Annotated in this window: 17 protein-coding genes; 13 read left to right on the plus strand and 4 right to left on the minus strand. The window is 59.7% G+C overall.

Features of this window, described 5'->3' with window-relative positions:
* Positions 1-223 precede the first annotated feature (223 nt).
* The 3 genes from QW379_09065 to QW379_09075 all read left to right on the plus strand — a co-directional run bounded on the left by QW379_09065 (position 224) and on the right by QW379_09075 (position 3,207).
* Positions 224-1,378: a hypothetical protein gene (locus tag QW379_09065; GenBank protein MEM2870546.1), complete on the plus strand. Its 1,155-nt coding sequence runs from the start codon at positions 224-226 to the stop codon at positions 1,376-1,378.
* A gap of 95 nt (positions 1,379-1,473) precedes the next feature.
* On the plus strand, positions 1,474-2,280 hold the full coding sequence (locus QW379_09070) for a peptidylprolyl isomerase (GenBank protein ID MEM2870547.1): 807 nt from the start codon (positions 1,474-1,476) through the stop codon (positions 2,278-2,280).
* Positions 2,281-2,355: 75 nt separating this feature from the next.
* Positions 2,356-3,207, plus strand: coding sequence for a tetratricopeptide repeat protein (locus QW379_09075; GenBank protein ID MEM2870548.1), 852 nt, complete (start codon positions 2,356-2,358; stop codon positions 3,205-3,207).
* A gap of 178 nt (positions 3,208-3,385) precedes the next feature.
* On the opposite strand, the gene QW379_09080 is transcribed toward QW379_09075, so the two are convergent.
* Together QW379_09080 and QW379_09085 are read right to left on the minus strand one after the other, a co-directional pair.
* On the minus strand, positions 3,386-5,491 hold the full coding sequence (locus QW379_09080) for a phosphoadenosine phosphosulfate reductase family protein (GenBank protein MEM2870549.1): 2,106 nt from the start codon (positions 5,489-5,491) through the stop codon (positions 3,386-3,388).
* A 257-nt stretch (positions 5,492-5,748) separates the two neighbouring features.
* Positions 5,749-6,420, minus strand: coding sequence for a protein-L-isoaspartate O-methyltransferase (locus tag QW379_09085; protein ID MEM2870550.1), 672 nt, complete (start codon positions 6,418-6,420; stop codon positions 5,749-5,751).
* A gap of 108 nt (positions 6,421-6,528) precedes the next feature.
* Between QW379_09085 and QW379_09090 the strand changes: the two genes are divergently transcribed.
* The 4 genes from QW379_09090 (at position 6,529) to pdxT (ending at position 10,143) form a co-directional block, all read left to right on the plus strand.
* Positions 6,529-6,693, plus strand: a complete 165-nt coding sequence (locus QW379_09090) for a hypothetical protein (GenBank protein MEM2870551.1) — start codon at positions 6,529-6,531, stop codon at positions 6,691-6,693.
* A gap of 430 nt (positions 6,694-7,123) precedes the next feature.
* Positions 7,124-8,032 (plus strand): pyridoxal 5'-phosphate synthase lyase subunit PdxS, encoded by a 909-nt coding sequence (pdxS, locus tag QW379_09095; GenBank protein ID MEM2870552.1) that lies wholly within the window; start codon positions 7,124-7,126, stop codon positions 8,030-8,032.
* 198 nt (positions 8,033-8,230) lie between these two features.
* Positions 8,231-9,196 (plus strand): ExsB family transcriptional regulator, encoded by a 966-nt coding sequence (locus QW379_09100; GenBank protein MEM2870553.1) that lies wholly within the window; start codon positions 8,231-8,233, stop codon positions 9,194-9,196.
* A 191-nt stretch (positions 9,197-9,387) separates the two neighbouring features.
* The gene (pdxT, locus tag QW379_09105) at positions 9,388-10,143 is read left to right on the plus strand and encodes a pyridoxal 5'-phosphate synthase glutaminase subunit PdxT (protein ID MEM2870554.1); all 756 of its coding nucleotides are present in this window, start codon (positions 9,388-9,390) and stop codon (positions 10,141-10,143) included.
* A 515-nt stretch (positions 10,144-10,658) separates the two neighbouring features.
* Here pdxT and QW379_09110 read toward each other — a convergent pair.
* Together QW379_09110 and QW379_09115 are read right to left on the minus strand one after the other, a co-directional pair.
* Positions 10,659-14,246 (minus strand): FG-GAP-like repeat-containing protein, encoded by a 3,588-nt coding sequence (locus QW379_09110; GenBank protein MEM2870555.1) that lies wholly within the window; start codon positions 14,244-14,246, stop codon positions 10,659-10,661.
* 86 nt (positions 14,247-14,332) lie between these two features.
* On the minus strand, positions 14,333-15,391 hold the full coding sequence (locus tag QW379_09115; GenBank protein MEM2870556.1) for a hypothetical protein: 1,059 nt from the start codon (positions 15,389-15,391) through the stop codon (positions 14,333-14,335).
* 235 nt (positions 15,392-15,626) lie between these two features.
* On the opposite strand from QW379_09115, the gene QW379_09120 reads away from it, so the two are divergent.
* The 6 genes from QW379_09120 (at position 15,627) to QW379_09145 (ending at position 22,749) form a co-directional block, all read left to right on the plus strand.
* On the plus strand, positions 15,627-17,456 hold the full coding sequence (locus QW379_09120; GenBank protein ID MEM2870557.1) for an FG-GAP-like repeat-containing protein: 1,830 nt from the start codon (positions 15,627-15,629) through the stop codon (positions 17,454-17,456).
* 30 nt (positions 17,457-17,486) lie between these two features.
* Positions 17,487-19,232, plus strand: coding sequence for a putative Ig domain-containing protein (locus QW379_09125; GenBank protein MEM2870558.1), 1,746 nt, complete (start codon positions 17,487-17,489; stop codon positions 19,230-19,232).
* 144 nt (positions 19,233-19,376) lie between these two features.
* Complete coding sequence (locus QW379_09130) at positions 19,377-20,546, plus strand: methylenetetrahydrofolate reductase (protein MEM2870559.1); 1,170 nt, start codon at positions 19,377-19,379, stop codon at positions 20,544-20,546.
* A gap of 280 nt (positions 20,547-20,826) precedes the next feature.
* Entirely contained in the window at positions 20,827-21,018 is a 192-nt protein-coding gene (locus QW379_09135; GenBank protein ID MEM2870560.1) for a hypothetical protein, read from the plus strand.
* Positions 21,019-21,354: 336 nt separating this feature from the next.
* Positions 21,355-21,801, plus strand: coding sequence for a hypothetical protein (locus tag QW379_09140; protein ID MEM2870561.1), 447 nt, complete (start codon positions 21,355-21,357; stop codon positions 21,799-21,801).
* Between the two features lie 69 nt (positions 21,802-21,870).
* A complete protein-coding gene (locus tag QW379_09145; GenBank protein ID MEM2870562.1) occupies positions 21,871-22,749 on the plus strand; it encodes a phosphoserine phosphatase in 879 nt (292 codons plus the stop codon).
* Positions 22,750-22,754: the final 5 nt, after the last annotated feature.

Genomic DNA, 22,754 nt, shown 5'->3' on the forward strand with positions numbered 1-22,754 from the left:
AGCACTTTCAAGTGGGAGGATGTTATGGATTGCCCAGAGAGTGTTGAGGACCCCCTTCTCAAGATGTTCCGGGGGTGGGACCCTGAGAAATTTCAGAGGTTCAGAGGGGGATGAATAGATGGATTTGGGGAGGGGTATTTATAGGGCTGATAACTGGTTATTCTGCACCGCCGCTAGAGCGGACAATTAAACATATATATTTGCTATGTATTATCTCTAAACATTGGAAATTATGAATAAAAGCTGGGTCCCGGCAGCGCTAATACTCCTCCTGCTAGTGTGGACTGCGCCGACGGCCTCCGCGGGCGACGAGAACCTCCCCGAGATAAAAGACGGCGCCGGCGACAGCGCCTCGGGAAAGAGCTCAAGGGACATTCTCACCGCTTGGTTCCACGACGAGACCAACGAAAGTATAGAAATAACTCTCCATACGAGCTCTCTAGAGCTATACACAGAGCCATCGGAGATTCCCAACCTACCCACTCAGGAGTACGAAGTCTACTTCACGCTCGGGGAATCCAGCTACGCGGTCGTCTGCAGGGTGCCAGTTCACGGGCCCTTCGGCCTTACAATTCAATTCGGCCTCAACTCTGTAGTATATGGCAGCGGTCCGGAGAATGTGACGGAGACATCGAAGGGCACTCTCAGCGGATGCAGCTACAACCCGGGCAATAGCACGATACACTGGGTTCTGCCGAAGGATAGCCTCGACAATCCGGGCGCGGGGACCCGTCTGACAGGAACCTGGGCTGGCGTATGGAATCGCAACTTCGCCGACTCCGAGAGGAGGCTGGAGGACCGCGCCCCCAACAGCGGATTCGGCCTAGACTACATCATCCGCGGCTCGACGGGAGGCGAGGTGCTCAAGCTCGAGATGAGCGCGGACAACACGACCAAGACCTGCCGACCCGGCGAGCCTGCGACCTACAGGCTTATCCTGTTCAACAACGGCACGACAACGCTTAACGTTTCGATAATAAACTCCACGATGAGCGAGGGGTGGAACTGCACCCTCTCCCAAGAAACTCTCACCATACTCAATGGGAGCTCGAGAGTGGTGACCGTCTACATCAGCTGCCCCCGCACCGCAAAGAACGGCACGGTGGAGACCACAAGAATCACAGCGAACATCCAGGCTGGCGGAATCAGTGGCCCACCGAGCACCGTGACCCTCACGACCACGGTCTTCTACATACCCCCGAAGACGATAGAGACCACCAATCCCTTCTTCAAGTTTCTCAACTCTATCCGCGGCAATCCCGCCGCCCTCTACTCCATCGCCGCCTTAATCATCATCGCCTTAGTGGGCGGCGCGGCCTACGGAGCCGTGCGGCACAGGCGGAAGAAAAAGGAGCTCCGCGCTGCCGCGGCCGGGTAGGCTATTTCGCGGTGGTGGCTCGGCGAGCCGGAATCCGTTATCGTACGGTCCGGCTGGAGAGCAGGATTTAAATAAATGGAGCGATGTAATTAACGATGATGGACCTAGAGAGGGCGCTCGCTATTGCGACGGCGGTGTGTTTTCTGACTGGCGGGAGTGCGTCCGCGGACGGGCCCCCTTGCACCGGCACCACATGCGATGCGAATGGGGTGTATGTGAACGCGACGGTTGTTATAGAAATATCCTGGAACTCACTCACTGGGAATATCACAATAATGCTCTATGAAATGGGCGCTCCAATCACCTCCGCCAACTTCATCAAGCTGGCCTCGAAGGGCTTCTACGATGGCATCAAGTTCCATAGGTGCATAGACGACTTTGTGGCGCAGACCGGAGACCCGAACACGAAAAACAACAACCCGTACGACGATGGCTGGGGTGGCTCGGGCGAGACCATTCCCCTAGAAATCAATTCGAGCCTGACGCACGAGGACGGGGCGGTGGGGATGGCGCGGGGCCAGGACCCCGACAGCGCCTCGAGCCAGTTCTACATCTGCGACGGCCCCCAGCACGACCTCGACGGTAGCTACGCCGTGTTCGGCATAGTGGTTGAGGGCCTCGAGCTGGCGAAGAAGATCGCGGCGGCCCCGACCTACGGCTATAGGAGACCACTCCTCAAGGACCATCCCATTGACGATATTGTGATGACCTCCGTCCGAGTCAACCTTGGTCACTGGCTCAACCGTACGGAGAACCGGACCACGCCGGCCGCGCCACAACCAGGTGACGCAACCGCCGCTGGCGCTGGAGCGCTGATCGCCCTCGTCGCAATTCCCTCTGGCGTCCTTTGGGTGGTCCGGAAGCGGAGAGGGGCAGGGGTGGGGGCGAATCGGGTCCGGTAGTCAATCACACCGCGAGCCATTCTTTGAAAAAACGATAGCTTTTTATCGAGCACCGCCCATTAGCGGCCGACAAGAATGAAGATATGCCCCTATTGCCGCTCCCCAAACCACGACAACTACACCCAGTGCGCCCGATGCCGCCGCCTCTCTCCAAGGGAGGAGCAGAGGAGGCGCTACTCCAGCATGCTCCTGCCGTCAAAGGAGAAACTTGAGTTCGTCCCCGCTGGGCATACCCCGGATACCGCCCGCGCGTCCGCGGCAAAATCAATGGTCCAGGCTTCTGCACAATCTCAGGCCCCGGCCCACCCGCGCGAGGCACAGAAGCCCCACGTCCCGAGTTCCATGATGAGGCCCCTCTCCGTTGCACCCGCCGGCCCGAAGGCTCCAGCGCACGAGCTGCCTTCCCAGCTGCCCTCAACCGCAGCTGAGTGCACGGAGCTGGCGATGAAGTACTACAACGCGGGAATCTATGACAAAGCGGAGGCCGTCTTCAAACATTGCCTGGAACTCAATCCCCTCGACATCAACCTGTGGATGCTCAGGGGTGTCTCCCTCCGATGCCTGCGCAAGGTGGATGAGGCGCTCGCATGCTTCGACAAGGCGATTGAACTGAAGCCCGACAGCATCGAGGCTTGGAGGAGGAAGGGCTTCACGCTCAGAATTCTGAACAGAACCGAAGAGGCCATCAAATGCTACGACAAAATAATCGAGCTCAATCCCCGCGACACCGCCGCCCTCAACGACAAGGCCAACGCGCTAGATGACCTGAGGAGGCACGAGGAGGCGCTCAAGGTCTACGAGATGGTTCTCAAAATCAACCCGAAGGACCGCTACGCCCTCGAGAACAAGGAGGCCACTGAGAGAATTCTCAAGCGAAAGGCAGCGGAGGCCTACAGGGCTTCCTTCTTCGGTCCCAAGCCCATATGAGCGGCCCGGTGGATGCCACTCCGGCGGGTGGGGGGATAGGCACTAGCTTTTGTCGAGGCACGAAGCGACCAGAAGGCGCTCCAGCCCATACCGCCTCCACGCCCTCGCCCGGCGCTCACGCTCCGCGCCGTCTCTGGAACCAGACGGGTGGCGGCTCCCTGCTTCAGATAGATGCCCCTCACAAATCGCTCTGGAGCCCTGGCCCGTATGCTGTGACAGGGCACGGCCCCTCTAGGCAGGACCCGCAGCCTGTGCATCTCTCCGGGTCAATCACCATTCTCCCCTCCCGCACTCCGGCCGCGCCGCTCCTGCATCTACCAGTGCAGACCCCGCAGCCTGCGCACCCCTCCGCTCTGAGCAGCGCCTCTCTTAGCCTCTCCAGCCGGCGCTCCAGCTCCTCTTCGCTCGCGGCCCACACCGTTATCGCTCCATCGGGCTGAATTCTGGCCCATCCGCCAATGCTCAGACTCCCCTCCTCTTCCATGACTTTTCCGAGCGGGAGTAGGCGGTTCCGTAGGAGGACAACGTCCCGTAGTGGTGAGTGGCTGGCCCTGAGCTCCCACCTCCCATCCTCGCCCCGACTCCTGCTTTTGACAGCCAGCTCGGCTCCCTTAGGAGGGGCTGGAATGGGCGTTGGGTGCACCCCCATCTTGGTCATATACTCCTCAATTCCACGGGGTATGCGCCTCCACCTCCACAGGCCGTAGAGCTTCCACTCCTCTGGGAGATTTTTAAGCGTCTCCTCCCACCGTCCGTAACCAGCGTAGAACCTCTTCACGAGCTCGAGGTCCGCCAGATTGCTCGCCGGACAGAGGAAACAGCCGATTCTCTCCAGCCCGCGCTCGTACCAGGGGTTCCAGCGAAGGCTCGGCTTCGCCTGGGAGAGGCCCGCCTTCTGGTTGTCTGGGAGGGCGGAGGTGTTTCCCGTGCCTCCCTCCGCCTCCAGTTTCGGGGCCGTAACGCCCGACCCCTCAGGCATGGAGGCCTCTCCTCCCGAATCGCCAACGCCTCCGCCGCCATCAATCGCCGGCGCTCCGAGTCTTGAGAAGAGAAAGAGCCAGAGCTGCAGCGCCGGCCAGTCCTGAATCGGCGAGGCCCCGATCTGTCCGGGGACCCACGGGTTTTTCCAGACCGGGCCCTTCAACGCCCTCGCTTCGGACTCGTACCTCCTCTGGCCTATGAAGGACAGGACACCCCCAGGGAACTCCTTGAGAATAAGTCTCGTCACGGGCCCGAGCTTGCAGCACTTGCAGCACCATCGCGCGTCCCGGGCTGGCGGACCGAAAAGGGGCAGGCCGCGCCAGAAGGCGTCCCCAGCGCTCTCCGTGAGAAGCTCGAGGCCGAGCGAGGCGGCGACGGAGCGCGCGTTCTCCACCGTCTCAGGGAGCTCGAGGCCCGTGTCCACGAAAAGCAGCCTTGGCCTTATCCCAGCCTCCAGCACGAGGAGGAGGGTCGCTAGGCTGTCCTTCCCACCGCTATAGGATACCGCGACCGGTTTCCCGACCCTCTCGACGCCCTCTTTGATGAATGATACCGCTTTCCGCACCTCCCCCTCCAGAATCGCCCGGTTCGCCAGGACTGCCCTGCTCCAGACGGAGGGGCCGCGCTCATCGCCCCGTCCTCCTTCGGTGCCGGAGCCATCCCGGGACCGGTCGTCCTCTCTGGCACCCTCCTCCCCCCTTCGCCACCGGATTTTCACTGCAATTCCCTTCTCACCCGCACGCATCTGTCCAAAGGACATTCTGGCAGATCCCGTGGCTAGGAGCGCTCCTCCCTCCTCCAGCACAATTACCTCGTCCCCAGGCCTGATATCTTCAGAGGCCCTCAGCACCCCCGGGCCCATCAAATTTGAACTCTGCAGGACCGAGGCAACCGCTCCGCGATCAGCAACAACCCAACCCTTCTCCGGGACCCCGACCCTCTCCGCTCCAGCCATCCTGAGCTGGAGGACGAGGCCTCTTCCCGGAAGGAAGGCAAGGTTGCCCAGAACCCTCCCTCCCGCGACGATCTCATCGGTTCTGTCGATGTCCGGGACGCGGTTGAGCATGACCGCTTCTCCCCCGGGCAGTAGCCTCCGGCCGGCGTCGGCGCCGAACTGGCCGGCGGCGACCTCCCTGACCATATCGAGGTCGAAATCGAAGGCTGGCCTCGCGTCGCCGGGTGGTGTCAGCGCAACCGGGAGGGGCGTCGAGCCGCAGATTCCGCAGGGCTCTCGCCTGAGAAGAGGAAGGTCGCATCGCCTGCACCAGTGGAGCGTTATCCTCCCAAGACGGACTTGGGTCACGAGACTCCTCCTCCCCTCTCTCCTTCCATTCCGCCTCTACCCCCTCCTCTTTTTCCCTGCCTCATCTTTCCTCCATCACATATCCCTTTATTCTACCTGCCCCCCCCACCCCAACTCCTCCGATTTTTCTCTTCCTCTCTCCCTCTTCCATTTCCCATCCCTCCTCTCCGGTCCGCTCCTCATCTTCCATCTCAGCTCCAGTTCAATCCGTCGAATCTACGGCGCCCTCACCCTTTTCCCGGCGATGCCTGCGGCCATCACCGCCTGAACCCGTATTCGCCTATCAAGGGCACAAAGACGCAGCCGCCGAGATTGGTGGAGTGCTGCTTCCCGCCCCTCTTCTCGACCCTAATGAGGTCCTGGCCGAGATAGACAGGCCCGACGGGAACAAGCATCTTACCTCCCTCCCTGAGCTGGTCAAAGAGGGGGGGAGGAATATCCGGGGCGGCGCAGGCGACGAAGATTCTGTCGTAGGGCGCGTGCTCGGGCAGCCCCTTCGAGCCGTCGCCGACGACGACCGTGACGTGTTTTGAGTAGCCCGCGAGCTCCAGACTCTTTCTGGCCCTCTCCGCGAGAGAGGCTATCCGCTCGACGGAGTAGACATGGCCCTCCGGGGCGACGATGTGCGCGACCACGGCCGCGTGGTAGCCCGAGCCGCCGCCGACCTCCAGCACCCTGTGCCCCCTCTCGAGCTCCAGCGCCTCGGCCATTATCGCGACCATGTGGGGCGCGGATATCGTCTGGCCCTCGCCTATATCGAGCGGCCTGTCGTCGTAGGCGTCGGGCCTGTTCCTCTCAGGGACGAAGAGGTGCCTCCTCACGGCCAGCATCGCGGCCTCGACCCGGGGGCTGTTGATGTAGCCCCGGGCCTTCAGGCTCTCGACCAGCCTCCGCCTCTGGCGCTCGAAGTCGGCCTCGTTCGTATTCATGCAAACCTCACGCCCTCCAGACCCCTGAAAGGCTTTAACCCTTGCTCTGTGGAATTCCGAAATCACTTCCTCTCAGCGAATATAAGAGCCCTAAAACCATAGCAATACATGCGGAAGCTCACCAGAGAAAGCTCGGAATGGCTCATCAAGGAGAGGGGCGAATATCCATATCCTAAAAAGCCCGGGGCATCCCATAAGCCAATCAATGATGAAGAGAGGGAATGTGTAATAAGGGCAAGAGATATAAAAATGCCACCGCTCAGAATAGTCTAAGAGCCCTCAAAAAGGCTGTGGCGTCTTATGGCAAGCCCAGGCAGCTCCTGACCGACCATGGAACACAATTCCCTTTCTGAATTCAACAGGAAAGTGGAGAAGGCGGCGGGAGCTATTATGAAGCTCATCCGGCATTTCGAAGGGCTTGAGAGGGCATTAAGCTGCTATAACTACAGAAAGCAGCACTGAAGTAATAAGCGCAAGGAGTGCGATGTGGCCTGCAAAGAGAAGGGCATTCATCAGGGAGAACGTCAAGATGGTACCCAGACATGCCCATGCCTATCTATTATAAGGGTGATTAACGGTAAAGAGAGGATCTAGAATATGAAGATAAATCAACGAGAGGAACTTAATTCGGAACTCCACACACCCACAGGGTCCTAGAAAACTTAATAAGATTCCCCCCATTTAGCTTACAGGGGGAGGGAGAATGCCTCTGGAGCTCGACCTCTCAAAGCTCAGGCACGGGACGGAGCTGCTCAAGCGCGGCTTCGCGAGGATGCAGAAGGGCGGCGTGATAATGGACGTCGTCAACGCGGAGCAGGCCGTCATCGCCGAGCAGGCGGGGGCGGTGGCTGTCATGGCGCTGGAGAGGGTCCCCGCCGACATCAGGGCCGCGGGCGGCGTGGCGAGGATGGCCGACCCCCTGAAAATCCTCGAGATCATGGACGCGGTGACGATACCCGTGATGGCGAAGTGCCGCATAGGCCACCTCGCGGAGGCGCAGGTGCTCGAGGCGCTGGGCGTTGACATGATAGACGAGTCTGAGGTCCTGACGCCGGCGGACCCGTTCTTCCATGTGGACAAGAGGAGGTTCACGGTGCCGTTCGTCTGCGGCGCCCGCGATCTGGGCGAGGCGGTGAGGAGAATCTGGGAGGGCGCCGCCATGATCCGGACGAAGGGCGAGGCCGGGACGGGCAACGTCGTGGAGGCGGTCAGGCACCAGAGGACGATGACGGCGCAGATAAAAGAGCTCCAGGGCAAGGACGACGACGAGCTCTTCCAGGTCGCGCGGAAGCTCGAATGCGACTTCGAGATTCTGAAGGAGATCGCGAGGCTCCAGAGGCTGCCGGTGGTCAACTTCGCCGCCGGCGGAATCGCCACGCCCGCGGACGCGGCGCTGATGATGCAGCTCGGGAGCGACGGGGTCTTCGTGGGCTCGGGAATATTCAAGTCCGAGGACCCGGAGAGGAGGGCCAGGGCAATCGTCGAGGCGGTTCTCCACTACGACGACCCCAAGGTTGTGGCGGAGGTCTCGAAGGGACTGGGGGCGCCGATGCGCGGCCTGGACATCCCCACCCTGCCGAAGGAGGAGAGGCTGCAGGAGAGGGGCTGGTAGCTCCGCTCGCTCAGCCCGCTTTTTTCAGGCGGCGGTATCGCATATTCTGACGCCCGGCTGGCGGCCTGCCCGACCGGAGCAGTTCTCGCGGGGAGAGGAGGGCCGACTCGCGCGAGCCGGGAGGCGTCCATGAGCAGGGCGAATTCCATAATTAAGTATATATCCCGAGCGGAAAATCCCGCCGGGCTGGTGGTACGGATGGAATTCAGGGAAATCAGGCTGGAGGACCTCAGGCCGGACGAGTTCATCGCGAAAAAGGTTGAGGAGATAAGGGCGGCCGTGGGCGACGGGCTCGCGATCAACGCCCTTTCCGGAGGGGTCGACTCATCCGTCGTGACGATGCTGGGCCACAGGGCGCTCGGGAGGCGCCTCCTGACGTATTTCATAGACAATGGAATAATGAGGGAGGGGGAGCCGCGGAGGGTTGTCTCGCTCTTCAGGTCACTGGGAGTCCCGGTCAGGCTGCACAGGGCGCAGAAAGAGTTCTTCAGGGCCCTAAGGGGCCTGACCGACCCGGAGGAGAAGCGCGAGGCGATCACGAGAACTTTCTACAAAACGGTCTTCGGTCGGCTCGTGAGAAAGAGCGGGGCGAAGTTCCTGCTTCAGGGGACCAACTACACTGATGTTGAAGAGACCGTTGCGGGCATAAAGCGCCAGCACAACATTCTCGAGCAGCTCGGAATCGACACGGAGAAGATGTATGGTTACAGGGTGATAGAGCCAGTGATAGAGCTCAGGAAGAGCGGCGTCAGGGCCGTGGCGAGGGCGCTGGGCCTCCCGCCCGAAATCACGGAGCGGCCGCCGTTCCCGGGACCCGCGCTCGCGGCCAGGGTGATCGGCGAGGTCACCCCGGAGCGCGTCAGGCTCGTGAGAAAAGCGACGGCGATTCTGGACGAGGAGCTCGCGGGCTGCGGGGCCTTCCAGTACATGGCGATTCTTCACGAGGACCGCGTAACGGGCATAAGGAAAGGAAGGAGGGAATTCGGGCACCAGATCGAGGTCCGCTGCTGGAGCAGCACCGACGCCGTCACCGCTGAGCCGGTGCCCCTCCCCTTTGCGACGCTGGAGAAAATCGCTGCGAGAATCACTGGCGAGGTCAGGGGCGTGGTCAGCGTGACCTACAACATCACCAGAAAGCCGCCGTCCACGATGGAGGCCGTGTGAGATTGAGGAGAGAGAAGGACCTGTGGCTGAATGCTGAATCGGCGGGCTGCGGCGCCGGCCCGGCCCTGCGCGCGCGGACCGTGGCAAGTTAATGGTGTGATGGAGGCCGACCTGAGAGAAAAAGGAGCTCCGGGGGCAGGGGGCGGCCCCGGGGATCGATGCGGTGAGATGTGAGGGGGGTCCGGGCGGGCATGGTCCTGAAGGTGGGTGTGGTCGCGGTCCAGGGCGCTGTCTCGGAGCACCTCGAGGCTTTCCAGAGAGCCTTCAGGGACATGGGCCGGGAGGGAGAGGCGGTTCCGGTGCGCAGGCCGGCGGACATGGAGGGCGTTCAGGCCCTCGCGATTCCGGGCGGCGAGAGCACGACAATTTCCCGGCTGCTGAGGAGGACGGGCCTCTTCGAGCTGATTAAAAGGCGCGCGGAGGAGGGGATGCCGGTGCTCGGCACCTGCGCCGGCTTGGTTCTTCTCGCGAAAGAGGGAGACGAGGAGGTCCGGAGGAGCGGGACGGAGCTGATGGGCCTGATGGACATGGCGGTCAGGCGGAACGCGTTCGGGCGCCAGAGGGAGTCTTTCGAGGTGGAGCTGGATATCGGAGTTGAGGGCGGGGAGCTCGCAGGCTCCGCCGCGATGCCCGCGGCGCCGGCCCCCGGAGGAGTGCACGGTGGCGAGGCTGGTGTTCGGGAACTACCGGGGCTACCGCGCCCCGGCGACCTCCGGTCGCCTGCGGAGGCGCCAGCCCCCTTAAGGTGTGGAGAGTTCGCGAGGCCCTTCCCGGCGGTATTCATCCGCGCCCCGGCTATCACGAGGGTCTGGGGGGATTGCAGGGCGCTCGCGAGGGTCGGGGAGGCGATCGTGCTCGCGCAGCAGGGGAATATGCTCGCGGCCGCCTTCCACCCGGAGCTCACGGAGGACACGAGAATTCACAGGCTTCTTCTGGAGAGGCTCTGAAAGAAATCTTGGGACGGGTCGGGGACCGGGAGACCTCGAACTTTTATACTTGGCCCCTTTTCTTCATCATCACTCAGAAAATTATATACAATGTAATGAATTATCTTATCACACCGGAAATCATAGAACGATTTCCGTTAGGGCTTTAAAAGTCCTGGTAAAAAGTCGAGGGGGTCGGAATGGAAAAGGAAGAGTCAATATATAAATTACGTCCACTCGATTTCAGAATCGTGTTTCGCATTATTGAAATTCTATATAATTCACCAAGCAAAGAAATGAGATGGACAAAACTCCAGAACTCTGCTGGGTTGAATAGTGACCGCTTTAAAAAATACATCCAGTATTGCCGCACTGAGTCTTTTATCACAATTTTAGAGTTAAGGCATAGACATCGCGCGATTCGTATTGAAGTGAAGGGGATTGAGTTCTATAAATTCTTTTGGGAATATATGCATAAGTGAGAAATCAGATTCAGAATTTTTTTATGCATTGTTTCATTTTAATTTTATTAGTCTTCACATCCTGAGTGCCCGTTTTCTCACCGCCAGCAAGAGCGCTGTGAAAATCGCGGCTAAAACCATTGCGTCACCAGCGCCGGGAATGAGTCCGGCCCTATTTGGAGGATTCTCAACCCTGAATACTGCTGAAAACGTATTCGAGTGCTCCACACCGTCGAATGCGCGGAACTCGAACAGATGCCTCCCGTTCTTCAATGCCTTTGTGTTGAGGGATATCGTCCAGTTCAGGGTCCCGGTCGCGTTCCTCCAGTCATTCCCGTCCACACGCATCTGGACATAAAGCACATCCCTAGTTCCTCTAACGACACTTCCTGAGAATGTGACTCTACCCGTCAGAATCCTGCCGGGTTCCGGCGAGTCAAGAATTATCGAGGGCCTGACGGCGTCGAGAACCTCAATGGTGAAATTCTGCCTCGCCTCTCCCCCCCTGCCGTCGCTCACCTTCAGGGCAACGGTGAAGTTCCCCCTGTGCTTCGGAACCCACGTTACCTCTCCACTGGCCGCATCAACGCTCATGTTCTCCGGACCGGCCTCGAGCGAGTAAACAAGTGTGTCCGAGTCAACGTCGAAGGCCTCGGCTCTGTACACATACGGCCACTCCACATAGGCCACCGTCGGGGGGGCGCTCCTGAACTCGGGCGCGTGGTTGCCCTGGAGCACCTCAATAATGAAGTTCTGATGGCTCTCCAGAACACCGTCCGAAGCCCTGACGGAGACATTTATCTCCCCCGGAACAATTGGAACGAACTCCAGCCTGTTGGTGTCCGTCTCAATGTCCACCCCATCGCCCTTTGCCGAAATATTATATGCCACCGGGTCCAGATTGTCGTCCTCGGCCGTTACCTTATAAAGATAGGGAACATATGTCAGGGCATGCAGCTCCGGCTCGCTCGTTATCCTCGGCGGTCTGTTCGGAACGGACAGCGTATAGTTTTGCTCCTCTGACCCGGCCCCGTCCGAGACAACGATTGAAATTCGGTAGGCTCCCTGCTTTCTCGGGAGCCACTGAATTCTTCCCGATGCTCTGTCAATCGTCATATTCAATGGTGCCTCCGCTAGGCTGTAACTAACGGCGTCGCCGTCGCCGTCCTCTGCGGTGACATTGTAGTAATATATCTGACCCGGCTCGGCCACAAGCGGCGGAGAGCTGACAATCACCGGCCCGTCGTTCACATTCCCTATCACTATCACAAATTCGTTGGAGTCTGTTCTCTGCCCCCACCGGTCCGTGCACGAGACCCTCGCCTCCACGGTTCCCGTCCAGTTGTCGTTCGAATCCCCTGTCCATGAATCCACCGCAACGTATCTGTTGGACCATATCCAGACCCTGACAAAGCTCGAGTTTGTGGAGTAGCCTATGGAGAAATTCAGCTCCTTCTGCGCGTCAACATCGTCCCGGAAATAGCTATAGAGGTCCACGAGGGTCACGCTCAAGCTATCCTCGTAGAAAGGAGTTTCAGGAATCTCCTTGATAAGCTCAGGGAATTCGTCTCGGGTCAGGTTCAGGCCAAAAAGCCGAATTCTCCCGGCGCCCTCGGAGCGGATCTCGAGCGGGACCGGAACGTTCCCCTCCGCGTCTCTGTCCCACTGATGCTCTGTGAGGTATTTGTTCAGGGGATTGGCGAAGTCGGGGATGCTCGCGCTATATTGATACACGATTCTCAAACCGGAGAGCTCCAGCCTGCCGTCGTTCCCGGCGGAGGCCCGAACCGGAACCTCGACATAGGAGTTTCCGTAGGAGTCAGCGGTCGAGCAAGTGGCCGAGCGGAGGAAATCGTTCAACACCGCCGCAAGGTCGCCTGAGCTGAAGCTTCCGTTAACCACTCCCTGGCGGCTCCACACGGTCTCGGACCCTATCGAGACACGAGGGTCGAGAATTCCTCCCGGATTGTCGTGGTGCGTGGTATAGACGAAGGCCCGGCCCGGGCTGCGCGTCGCCTGGTTCGCCAGGTCTCCGACGATGATGTCATCGTAGCCGTCCCCGTTCACGTCCCCGGCGCCCCGGACCCTCTCCGGCGAGGCACCACCGCCCGTGAATCTGAAGTCCGCCGCGCCGTCCATGGAGGCGCCACCGAAGTAGACGTACGTGCTCTCGTTTCCCTCGCGATTCCTCACCACAGCGACGTCGTCGTACCCGTCCCCGTTCAGGTCCCCGGCTCCAGACACCGAGGAGCCGAACTGGTCCCCCATGGCCTCGCCGCTCAGCACAATGTCCGCGACACTGTCCATCGGGTCCCCGCCGAAAAAAATGTATGCCCGGCCGTTGTCGGCCGCGCCCGCGTTCTCGTTCGGCGCACCCACTATCACATCGCCGTATCCATCGCCGTTCACGTCACCGGCTCCGGAGACCGAGTGCCCGAGATTGTCGTCCGCGGCCCTGCCGGAGATCACGACGTCCGCGGCACCGTCCATTTCGGACCCGCCGAAAAATATGAAGGCCCTGCCCGCATTGTTCGCAACCGCGTCGTTCCCCGGCTCCCCCACAATGACGTCGTCGTACCCGTCCCCGTTGACGTCGCCCGCGCCGGACACGACCGACCCGAACATGTTGTACTCGCCGCTCCCGAGCATGCTCACGTCTGGCGCATTGTCCATGCTCTGTCCGCCGAAAAAGATGTAAGCGGCTCCGATCGATTTACCATTCATTTGGCCCCTCCGGGCTCCAATAATAATATCGTCGTATCCGTCACCGTTCACGTCGCCGGCTCCTGAAACCGAGTAGCCGAACTCGTCGGGTCTTTCTTTTCCAAGGAAGATTACATCGGGTGTTTGATTCATATTTTGTTTTCCAAAATATAAAAAGGCGGCCCCGGCCATAGGTTCACCGAGGCAGCTCCCGTATGCACCAACTAGAACATCGTCTAAACCATCTCCATTCACGTCCCCGGCTCTGGAGACGGAGCAACCCAGATACTCGGACATCGCTCCTGTGAAAATTGAATCCGCCTGGCGGTCCACTTTGGGGCCTCCGAAGTAGATATAGGCGCGGCCAGCCTCTTGCTCCGGTGAATCATACCCTTTTGAACCTACTATAACGTCATCGTAGCCATCGCCGTTAAGGTCTCCGGCTCCAGATACGGACCACCCGAACTGGTCGTAGTCATTGACTCCATTGAAGCTGACCAGCTCATAGTCGTCCGGCGGGGGGAGGCAGATGATGTCCATACTGGCCGTTTCCACGGATGCGCTCAGGGGAAGCCTGAGGGATATGCTCCTGATGCCCCCCTGCGAGTCGAACGCAAAAAGAACCGCTTTTTCCCCGGTGGTGAACCGGTCCTGCATCCCCAGGGGTCCGAACCCGGTCTCTCTGAAGGCCCACAGAACCGTGTTGTTGAGAGCTATGGTGATGTTGGCCGGATATGCTGATTCATTCTCCGCGGACGCCATGCCGGTAATGCTCAGCACCGCCCCGGAGAAATAAACTCCGGAGGGAATTCTGAGATTGGCGACGGTGCTGTAGTGGGGCGGGAGGAGTTCCACAATCGCCTCCATGCCCCCGTTCTCGAATGAGGGCCCGGAGGCAGGGGTCGTGAGAGCGCTGAGCGCGAGCAGCAGAATTGTCATTATCACAGCGCTATTCCTCAACCCGGACCCTCTGAGAGATTATATCATTAAGAGGCCTATTTATAATCTTTGATATGAAATTCAAATCGATTTTATCAGCGCTCTTCTCAATGACTGGTCAGGTTTCTGTAGTTTGCGCTGATCAGGCCGAAGCCGGGCTGGAGAATCGCATCCCTGGTGAAATTCGCTATATACCAGACTTCAACATCCTCATCGTCCATGTCCTCACTGTCCAAATATGCGTCTGGAAACTGAGAGAATTGCCCATCGGAATCATATTTAATCACATACCATGTTGAGTATGACTGGCCGCAATCCACAGACTTCATTATGATATTCCTGTCGCCCTCGAGCACCTTTATGCAGTCACGTCCATTTGTTGTTGCGAATGCTCGCTCTTCGTCAACATCTTCCCATTTATCACTGCTATTCCACCACTGGACATCGTTATTGGATTGGCCATCAACATCCGGATTAAAAAGAAAAGGAAACTCCATATATCTGACATAGTCGCCCTCAAGGCACCGGTCGCGGAGGATACCGTTCCCGTCTCTCCATGTCGGATGATTGACCACCCTTATGTGCATGTCTATATTTCCAGCTCCGCTCACGGGGTCCACATTTAGCTGGTACCAGATTTCGATTGTGAAATCTATGGTCTCGTCATCATTGCAATCGAGATTATACTGGGCATCCATCGACGTCGGGTTCTCCGGGTCGGCGTCCTCGTTTCCCTCTTTGTATTCATATGCGCTCGAGAACCTGAATTTGTTGTCCATCGAGCCTCCATAATCATCGAATGGATAGATCACTCTCTCCAGGGAGTCCCAGGTTATCGCGATCCAGGGGATAGTCATATAATTCACATAATAAACATATGGGTCTGGAACGGTGAAATCTCTGTAGCGAATATCCAGAATAGTAAATCCTGATATCCATTCATCCTCATCTTTGTCGTTAAAAATGTAAACAGTTGACCATAGGCCTCTGCTATCACTTTGCGGAAAAGTGTCGTACCATACATCGATACCTGGACTGCTGTTTGGAATTCTTCCCCATGTCTGGCCAGGAGCTACGGCTCCCGAGAACTCCGGGAGTATCGCGAGCAGAACTGTGAGGCATATTGAACCATACAGGATAATGCCCTCCCTTTTCATTCTCGCCACCCGTTACCATAATATAATCACGGCCAATTAATCCTGCCTCCCCCGGAATACGTATTAAAAATACGTATCGAGAATACGTATTTTCGATACATATTTCAGGCCGGTGTTGGTTGCGATTCCAAAAATGATATCACAGCAATATCAGCTATCTTATTCTTGATCGGCCAATCGCGATTAGATGCATTATACCATAAATTTTATATTACTCTATAATAAATAAACTCCGGGTCTAAAAATGAGGGCGCTGGGGGCCGCTATTCTTTTAATTATTGCCATTCTCCCCAGCCCCATCCCGGCCGGCGACATCACCACTTTCCAGGACGGAGCTACGGAGGCCATCGTTCAACTGTTCCGTCCCGGGTTGACCGGATGGGTCAATCTCTCCGTTCCGGCGGGGGCCATTGTCAGGAGCGCCGGGTTCGACGTCTCAAGCGTTGTTAGTGATGGAACCGGAGGGCAGTACCCCGACAGGGTCCGAATCTATCTAAATGAAACGGTCCTCTGGGAGTTCTCGGGCCCCGGCTACGGTGCACTGGGGAGGCAGGACACCTTCCTTTGCGACTCAAAGGAGATGGAGTTCGGCTTCGGGGAAGAGGGTGGGGCCGCGAGCTGCTCAATCCGCCTGATGAGATACGCCGTTGTGAAGAGCGCGAGGATGGAATTGAGCTGCGACGGCGGCGGCTGGTACCGGAAGGTCGGGGGGTTCGGCCCGCAGAAGCACGCGGACTATTTCAGTTTCTCCGTTGCCGGTGCGGGCGATGTGAACGGGGACGGTTATGACGACGTCATAATCGGAGAGCCCATGAATTCGTCCATTGGCCTCCGCTGCGGCCGGGCATATATCTATTTTGGCGGGCCGGTGATCAACAAAACGGCGGACGTCACCCTTACGGGCGAGGGGGAACTCAACTATTTCGGGGTCTCCGTCGCCGGTCCGGGGGACTTGAACGGGGATGGCTTCGATGACGTGATTGTGGGGGCGAGCTACTGCGCTAAAATCGAGCCCCGCAACGACTTATCGAGGGCTTACATCTTTTTCGGAGGGGCTCCCATGGACAGCACCCCCGATATCGTCCTCGAGGGTGCGCCCAACAGCTCGTTCGGAATTTCTGTGGCGGGCGCCGGAGACGTCAACGGGGACGAATTCCCGGATGTCGTTGTCGGCGCCCCCAATACGACCAACCAGTACGGCGCGGGAAGGGCGTTCGTGTACTTCGGGGGCCCGGACATGGACAACGTCTCCGATGCTGTCCTGAGCGGCGGGGGCTGGGGGGACGGCTTCGGCCGCGCCGTCTCGGGCGCCGGGGACTTTAACAACGACTCTTGGGACGATGTCATAGTGGGCGCCTGCACCGGAGTGGTTGCACCCGAAAGCGACGCGACCGGCAATGGGGCCTGGCTCTTCCTCGGCGGAGAGAACATGGACGGCGTCGCGGACCTGCGGTTCGGCAGCGAAGAGGCGGGGGACCTGTTCGGGGCCACGGTCGCCGGTATCGGGGACGAGAACGGCGATGGCTATGAGGACGTCGTCGTCGGGGCGCCCGGAGCGAACTCGAGCCGCGGCTCGGTCTATGTGTATCTCGGCGGCCCAAAACCAGACAGCGCCGCCGACTTCGTGCTTGACGGCACGAATTCCGGGGACCTCTTCGGGGCATCGGTCTCCGCCGCGGGAGACGTCAATGCGGACGGGCTGGGGGATCTTGTCGTGACAGCTCCCGGGTACCCGCCGGGGACCGAGCCTGGCGCGGGCGCCGCCTTCATGTTCTGCGGGGGGGAGGACATCCGGTGGAACAGGAACCGGTTCTATGTTGGTTACGGCCAGACGGACGGTCCCTTCCTCACCGGAGCCAGCGCGGGTGATGTCGACGGAGATGGTCACGACGAGGTGATTCTGGGCGCGCCCGTTAACGACATCTGTGGACTCTATGCCCACGGGGACGACGGCATCGACAGGCCGGAGCTCGAGGTCGGGGGAAGGGATGTATGGATGAAGACGAGTTATTTCAAGGGCACGGAGACAACCTTGCCCTTCCCGAACATCCTTCAAAATTTCCTGTGCTCCTAGCCGCCCGTAAAAAATGACTCCTCCGGCAATGTGTATGCTGATGTTCCGGTCACCCTGAGAGCAAGGGGGTGGGGAAGGGTTGTGATAAAGAATCTGGAGATCAACTACAGCTACAGGACCACCGTGCCCGACTTCGCTGAAACGCTCCGGAACTATCTCGCCGCCCGGGGGCCTAGTGAGGATGACGCTGGAGAGATCACAGTCCCCATCAAAGTGAACTCCGCCACACCTGGCGCGCTCAGGCTGCTCAACCTCAAGATAGCCATTGACGGCCCCCCCGTGCTGAGATCGGAGATTCCGGACCTCCGGCTACCGGAAGACACAACGCAAGCGAGCCTTATCGACCTCCGGGACTATTTCAGGGACGACTACGATCCTCCCGGGGCGCTCGGGTTCTGCGCTACCGCCCTCACGAACGGGAGCGTCGTGGCCGTGGGAATTTCTGAGGGCTACTATCTCTCTGTCGACTCCCGGAGCTCCCCCCTGAGCGAGAACTGGACGGGTGAGGTCCTGGCCGTCGTCGTGTGCTCGGACAGCAACAGCCAGACCGCTCGGTCGAACGAGTTCAGGATAGTTATTTACAATACCAACGACCCCCCCGTCATCGTCAGCGGCGCGCCCCCCGGCGGATACACGGGCGAGAAATACATTTTCCAGTTCGCGGCGGTGGACGGGGACGGGGACGCAGTAAATTACACGCTGGTAAAAGGTCCCACTGGAATGACGGTCAACTCCTCATCCGGCCTGCTCTGCTGGCCCTGGCCCATAAAGGGCGCCTACGAGCTTGTGGTTGAAGTCTCGGATGGTATGGCTAGCACCACATCGAGCTATATTCTTATTGTGTCAAACCGGCCTGTCTGGATATCGAACACGACGGTTCCTGACGCCACCCCGGGGACGGCTTTCGTCTACACAATTCCGGCGGTCTCGGAGACCGGAGGGGAGCTGGAATTCGAGCTGCTGGAGTCCCCCGGGGGAATGCTCCTCGACAACCGCTCAGGCGCCCTGACCTGGCTCCCGGAGAGGCCCGGCAACTACTCCGTTTCCGTTCGCATTACTGACGGAAGCTTCTCCCTCCTCTATAATTTCACCATCCGGGTGGTTCTGACGACTTCCCTGCCGAGGTTCATCAGCGAGCCGCCGGGGATTGCTGCGAAAGGGGTTCTATACAGATACCGGGCCCTCGCCCAGGACGACGACAATGACACCCTCACCTATGCCCTCCTCTCCGGCCCGCCGGGGATGACTATCGACCCCCGCACGGGGGTGCTGGAGTGGCTCCCGGAGTGGACCGGCTCCTTCAAAGTGAACCTGAGGGTCTCGGACGGCCGCGGCGGCGAGGCTGTCCAGGAGTTCAACCTCAGCGTGGTCGAGTACGAGCGGCCCTCGGTCGACATTCTCTCGCCTGAAGAGGGCCAGAGGGTCAGTGGGAGGGTGCTAGTCAGGGGTCTGGTGAGGAGGGGAACCTTTGATGTCAAGTGCGTCCAGCTCAAAATCGACTCGGGCGATTGGGTCAACTTAACACCGGGCGAGGGTGGGGGTTGGGGACTGACGGTTGACACCACCGGTCTGGAGGATGGAGACCACAGAATCTATTCCAGGGCATTCGATGGGAGTGACTACTCAAAGACAGTGGTCCTGACGATACATGTGGAGAATAGAGAGAGCCATTTCCCAGGCGTGCTCTGGCTCGGTGCGGCCGCCGCGGCCCTCGCCCTGTCTGGCCTCGCTCTCCTGTGGCGGAGGCGAACGAGGGCAGGACGCCCTGGCCCCTGAATTCCGTTCCCTGATGGGGCATCCCCGTTTTATCCGACGGAGGGGCCGCGCCCCATCCAGCGTCCTTCAGGAGGCCCTTCGCGAGCGAGGCACCCCTACGGAGAGAAGTATAATATCGCTTAATGAGATTCCTCCCCCGAGCCCATGGACATCGTGAGCATCCTGAGGGAGGGGAGGGGCCCGCGCTTCTCGATAGAGGTCTACCCCCCGAGGACATCGAGGAGCGCGGGCGGTCTGAGCGTCCAGGAGCACATATCCAGAATATTCGATACCGTCGAGCATCTCCTGCCCTACAGGCCCGCGTTCGTGAGCGTGACCTACAACCCGGAGGGCCAGACGAGGTCCACATCCATACCCATCGCGGGCATCATCCGCCAGCGCTTCGGCATCGAGGCCGTGGCGCACCTGACCGCCCTCGGGACCCCGCCCGACGAGATTCCGCGCACGCTCGAGGTCATGGACTACTTCGGCATCCAGAACGTGCTCGCGATTCGCGGCGACCCGCCGCAGGGGGCGGGGGGACCGGGCGCGGGAGGAGCGCCCGAAGCAACGATGGTTGGGGGTTCGGGGGAGAGGGTAGGAGGAACGGTGGTGGGGCGACCGGGAGCGGCCGGGCCGGGAGCCGCCGGGGCGGGGAGGGAGGGTGTTGCGGGTGGTGGCGGAGCGGTGTCCGGCCCGGCGACCGGGGATGGGGCCGGAGGCTCCGGGCAGGCAGGGATGGCGGGTGCAGAAAAGGGCGGGCCGGGAAGCAGAGACGGGGCGGGCGCCGTCGCCATCGGGGGCAGTGGCCGTGGCGGCCCCCGGATTTCACACGCCTCCGAGCTCGTCGCGCTCATAAAAAAGCACAGGAGGGACTTCTGCGTGGGCGTCGCCTGCTACCCCGAGGGGCACCCGGAGTGCGTGGACGCGGGGGGCAGGAGGGACTTGGAGAAGGATCTGGGGTACTTCAGGGAGAAGGTGGAGGCGGGGGCGGGGTTCGCAATCACCCAGCTCTTCCTCGACAACAGCCGCTTCTTCTCCTTCCTCGAGAGGGCGAGGAGGGCGGGGATAGAGATTCCGATTGTCCCCGGGATAATGCCAGTGGTGAGCCTGCAGACACTGGGGATAGTCAAAAGGCTCTGCGGGGCCGAGGTCCCCTCGCTCTTTCTCCGGAGAATAGAGGCCGCGGCCGGAGACCCCGGCGAGGTGAGGGAGAGGGGGATAGAGCACGCCTTGGAGCAGTGCCGTGGTCTCGTGGACAGGGTCCCCTGCATCCACTTCTACGCAATGAACCGGTGGGAGCCAGTTGAGAGAATTCTCAAGGGGCTGATTTAGCGGCTGCATCGGCAGAGGAGGCTGAGGAATCGCACGGGAGGGCCGGGGCTGCGCACGCAGGGCTATTGCGGATACGAATTAAAAAATTCGGGGTGCGATCTGAGGAAGAGTGGAGGAGCCATAATAAAATCAGAATGAATGGAATGAAGATACGGCCATGTTCGGTCTAATTCGTTCATTAAGTCCCATTTTTTAGGGCGGTTAAGTCCCGTATTTTAGGGCATTTCTGTCATTTTTTTCGTAATATATTTATATTATTTAATTGAAAAACAAAAAACCGGTGAGATGGATGCGGTTAGATGTTGTTTTCAGTCTGCTGACGACCGAGATGCTACTGATAGTCTTGGTTCCTGCGCCGGAGCTGGCCACGGGGTGGCATTACGAAGACAATGATGATCCGAACTGGCTTGCGGATTGGTATGGACTTGTTTACCATCCGGACAGCTTTGAGGAGAACTGGGCGCAGGAATAACCTGGATGGAAGTCTTTTATTCTGCAGGACAGGGAGACCAGAACGGTCACAATAAATATATTCGCGAAATAACGATTCCATGGATAGGAATTCAAATGGTCAACGGAAACATGATACGGTATGAGTATTCAGAGGAGACTTCCAAATACTATCTTTATCTAGACCCGAATAGTATTATGCGTCAGAATCGACCTGAGCGCCACGGACATCGAGAGCGGTGTCGCGGACACGTACTACAGGGTCACGCGCGGGGGCGAGACCGGGGGTGTCTTCGTCAGGGGCACGAGGGCGGTCATTAATGCGAGGCCGGACGGCAGCACGGACGGCGAGTATACTGTGGAGTACTACAGCACTGACAACGTGGGCAATAAGGAGGAGGCACGATTCCTGACGGTCGTGGTGGATACGGTCGCTGCGCTGGAGCTGGGCTTCGGGAACGTCTCCACGGGCGAGGGGCGGTTCAGGGTCGCGGGCAGGGCTGAGCCCGGGTCCTCTGTCTATGTCAACGGCAGGCCGGCGAGGGTCAGCCCAGACGGCAACTTTTCCATGGGGCTCGGGCTGAGGGAGGGGGCGAACACGATCGTGGTCAAGGCGCTCGACCTTGCGGGCAACGAGAGGACCGAGACCCGCGTCGTCACATACACTAGACCGGGGGAGACAAGCCCGGCATTGCCTGTCCCTGCCGCCGCGAGCGTCGTTGCAGTCCTGGCCGCCATCGCCGTGGCGATGGCCGTTAAGAGGGGGCCGCGGCGGCGCCCCCGGCGCGGGCCCAGCCGCCCCTGAGCGCGCCGATTGAAACAATTAAATATCCCCCGGGTAATTTGGCCGAATGCGGAGAGGGAAAAGGGGCCCATGACCTCCGACACGGACCAGTTCATAAAGGAGCTGGAGGCCAAGCGCGACAAGCTCAACGCAAAGGCCGACGAGCACCGCTTCAGGCGCGACAGGCTCAACGAGGAGACGAAGCGCTTCGCGGAGAAGCGCGATGCACTCAACGACCAGGTGAAGAAGCTACTGCGCGAGGCTGCGGAGCACAAGGAGAGGCGGAACCAGCTCAACGAGCAGGTCAGGGCCGCCAAGGCACTCAGGGAGGAGCTCAACAAGAAGGCCAGCGCGGCTGCGGAGAGGCTCAACGCTCTGAGACAGGAGAGGATGCCTAAGGACGGGAACCAGCTCAACCGCCTCAAGAAGGAGCTGAAGGCGCTGGAGTTCAAGCAGATGACCACCGTTCTCACGCCGGAGAAGGAGAAGGAGCTCATCGCCGCCCTCTCTCGACTGCAGGCGATGATAAGGGAGAAGGAGAAGGCGTTCGAGCAGAACGAGGAGGTCAGGGCGGCGATGCAGGAGGCGGCGAGGGCGAGGGAGGAAGCGGAGGCCCAGCACGCGCTCGTCGGCAGGCTCGCGGACGAGGCCCAGAAAGAGCACGACGCCATGGTCGAGCTCTACGAGAAAAGCGACGCTCTGCGCAAGGAGGCCGACATGCTGCAGGAGCAGTTCGTCAGGGCCAAGGTCGCGGCCGACGAGGAGCACAGGGAGCACGTGAATCTTATCAGACAGGTCCACGACTTCGACAAGGTCATTGCGGGCCTGAGGCGGAGGGAGAGGAGGGCACGCAAGGCCAGATCGGAGACCGTGGCTAGGAAGCAGGCGCAGGAAATATTCGAGCGCTTCAAGAGGGGCGAGAAGCTATCCACGGAGGACCTAATGGCCCTCCAGACGAAAGGAATCTGAGCGCT

Source organism: Thermoplasmata archaeon (genome assembly GCA_038851035.1).
Lineage (GTDB): Archaea > Thermoplasmatota > DTKX01 > VGTL01 > VGTL01 > JAWCLH01.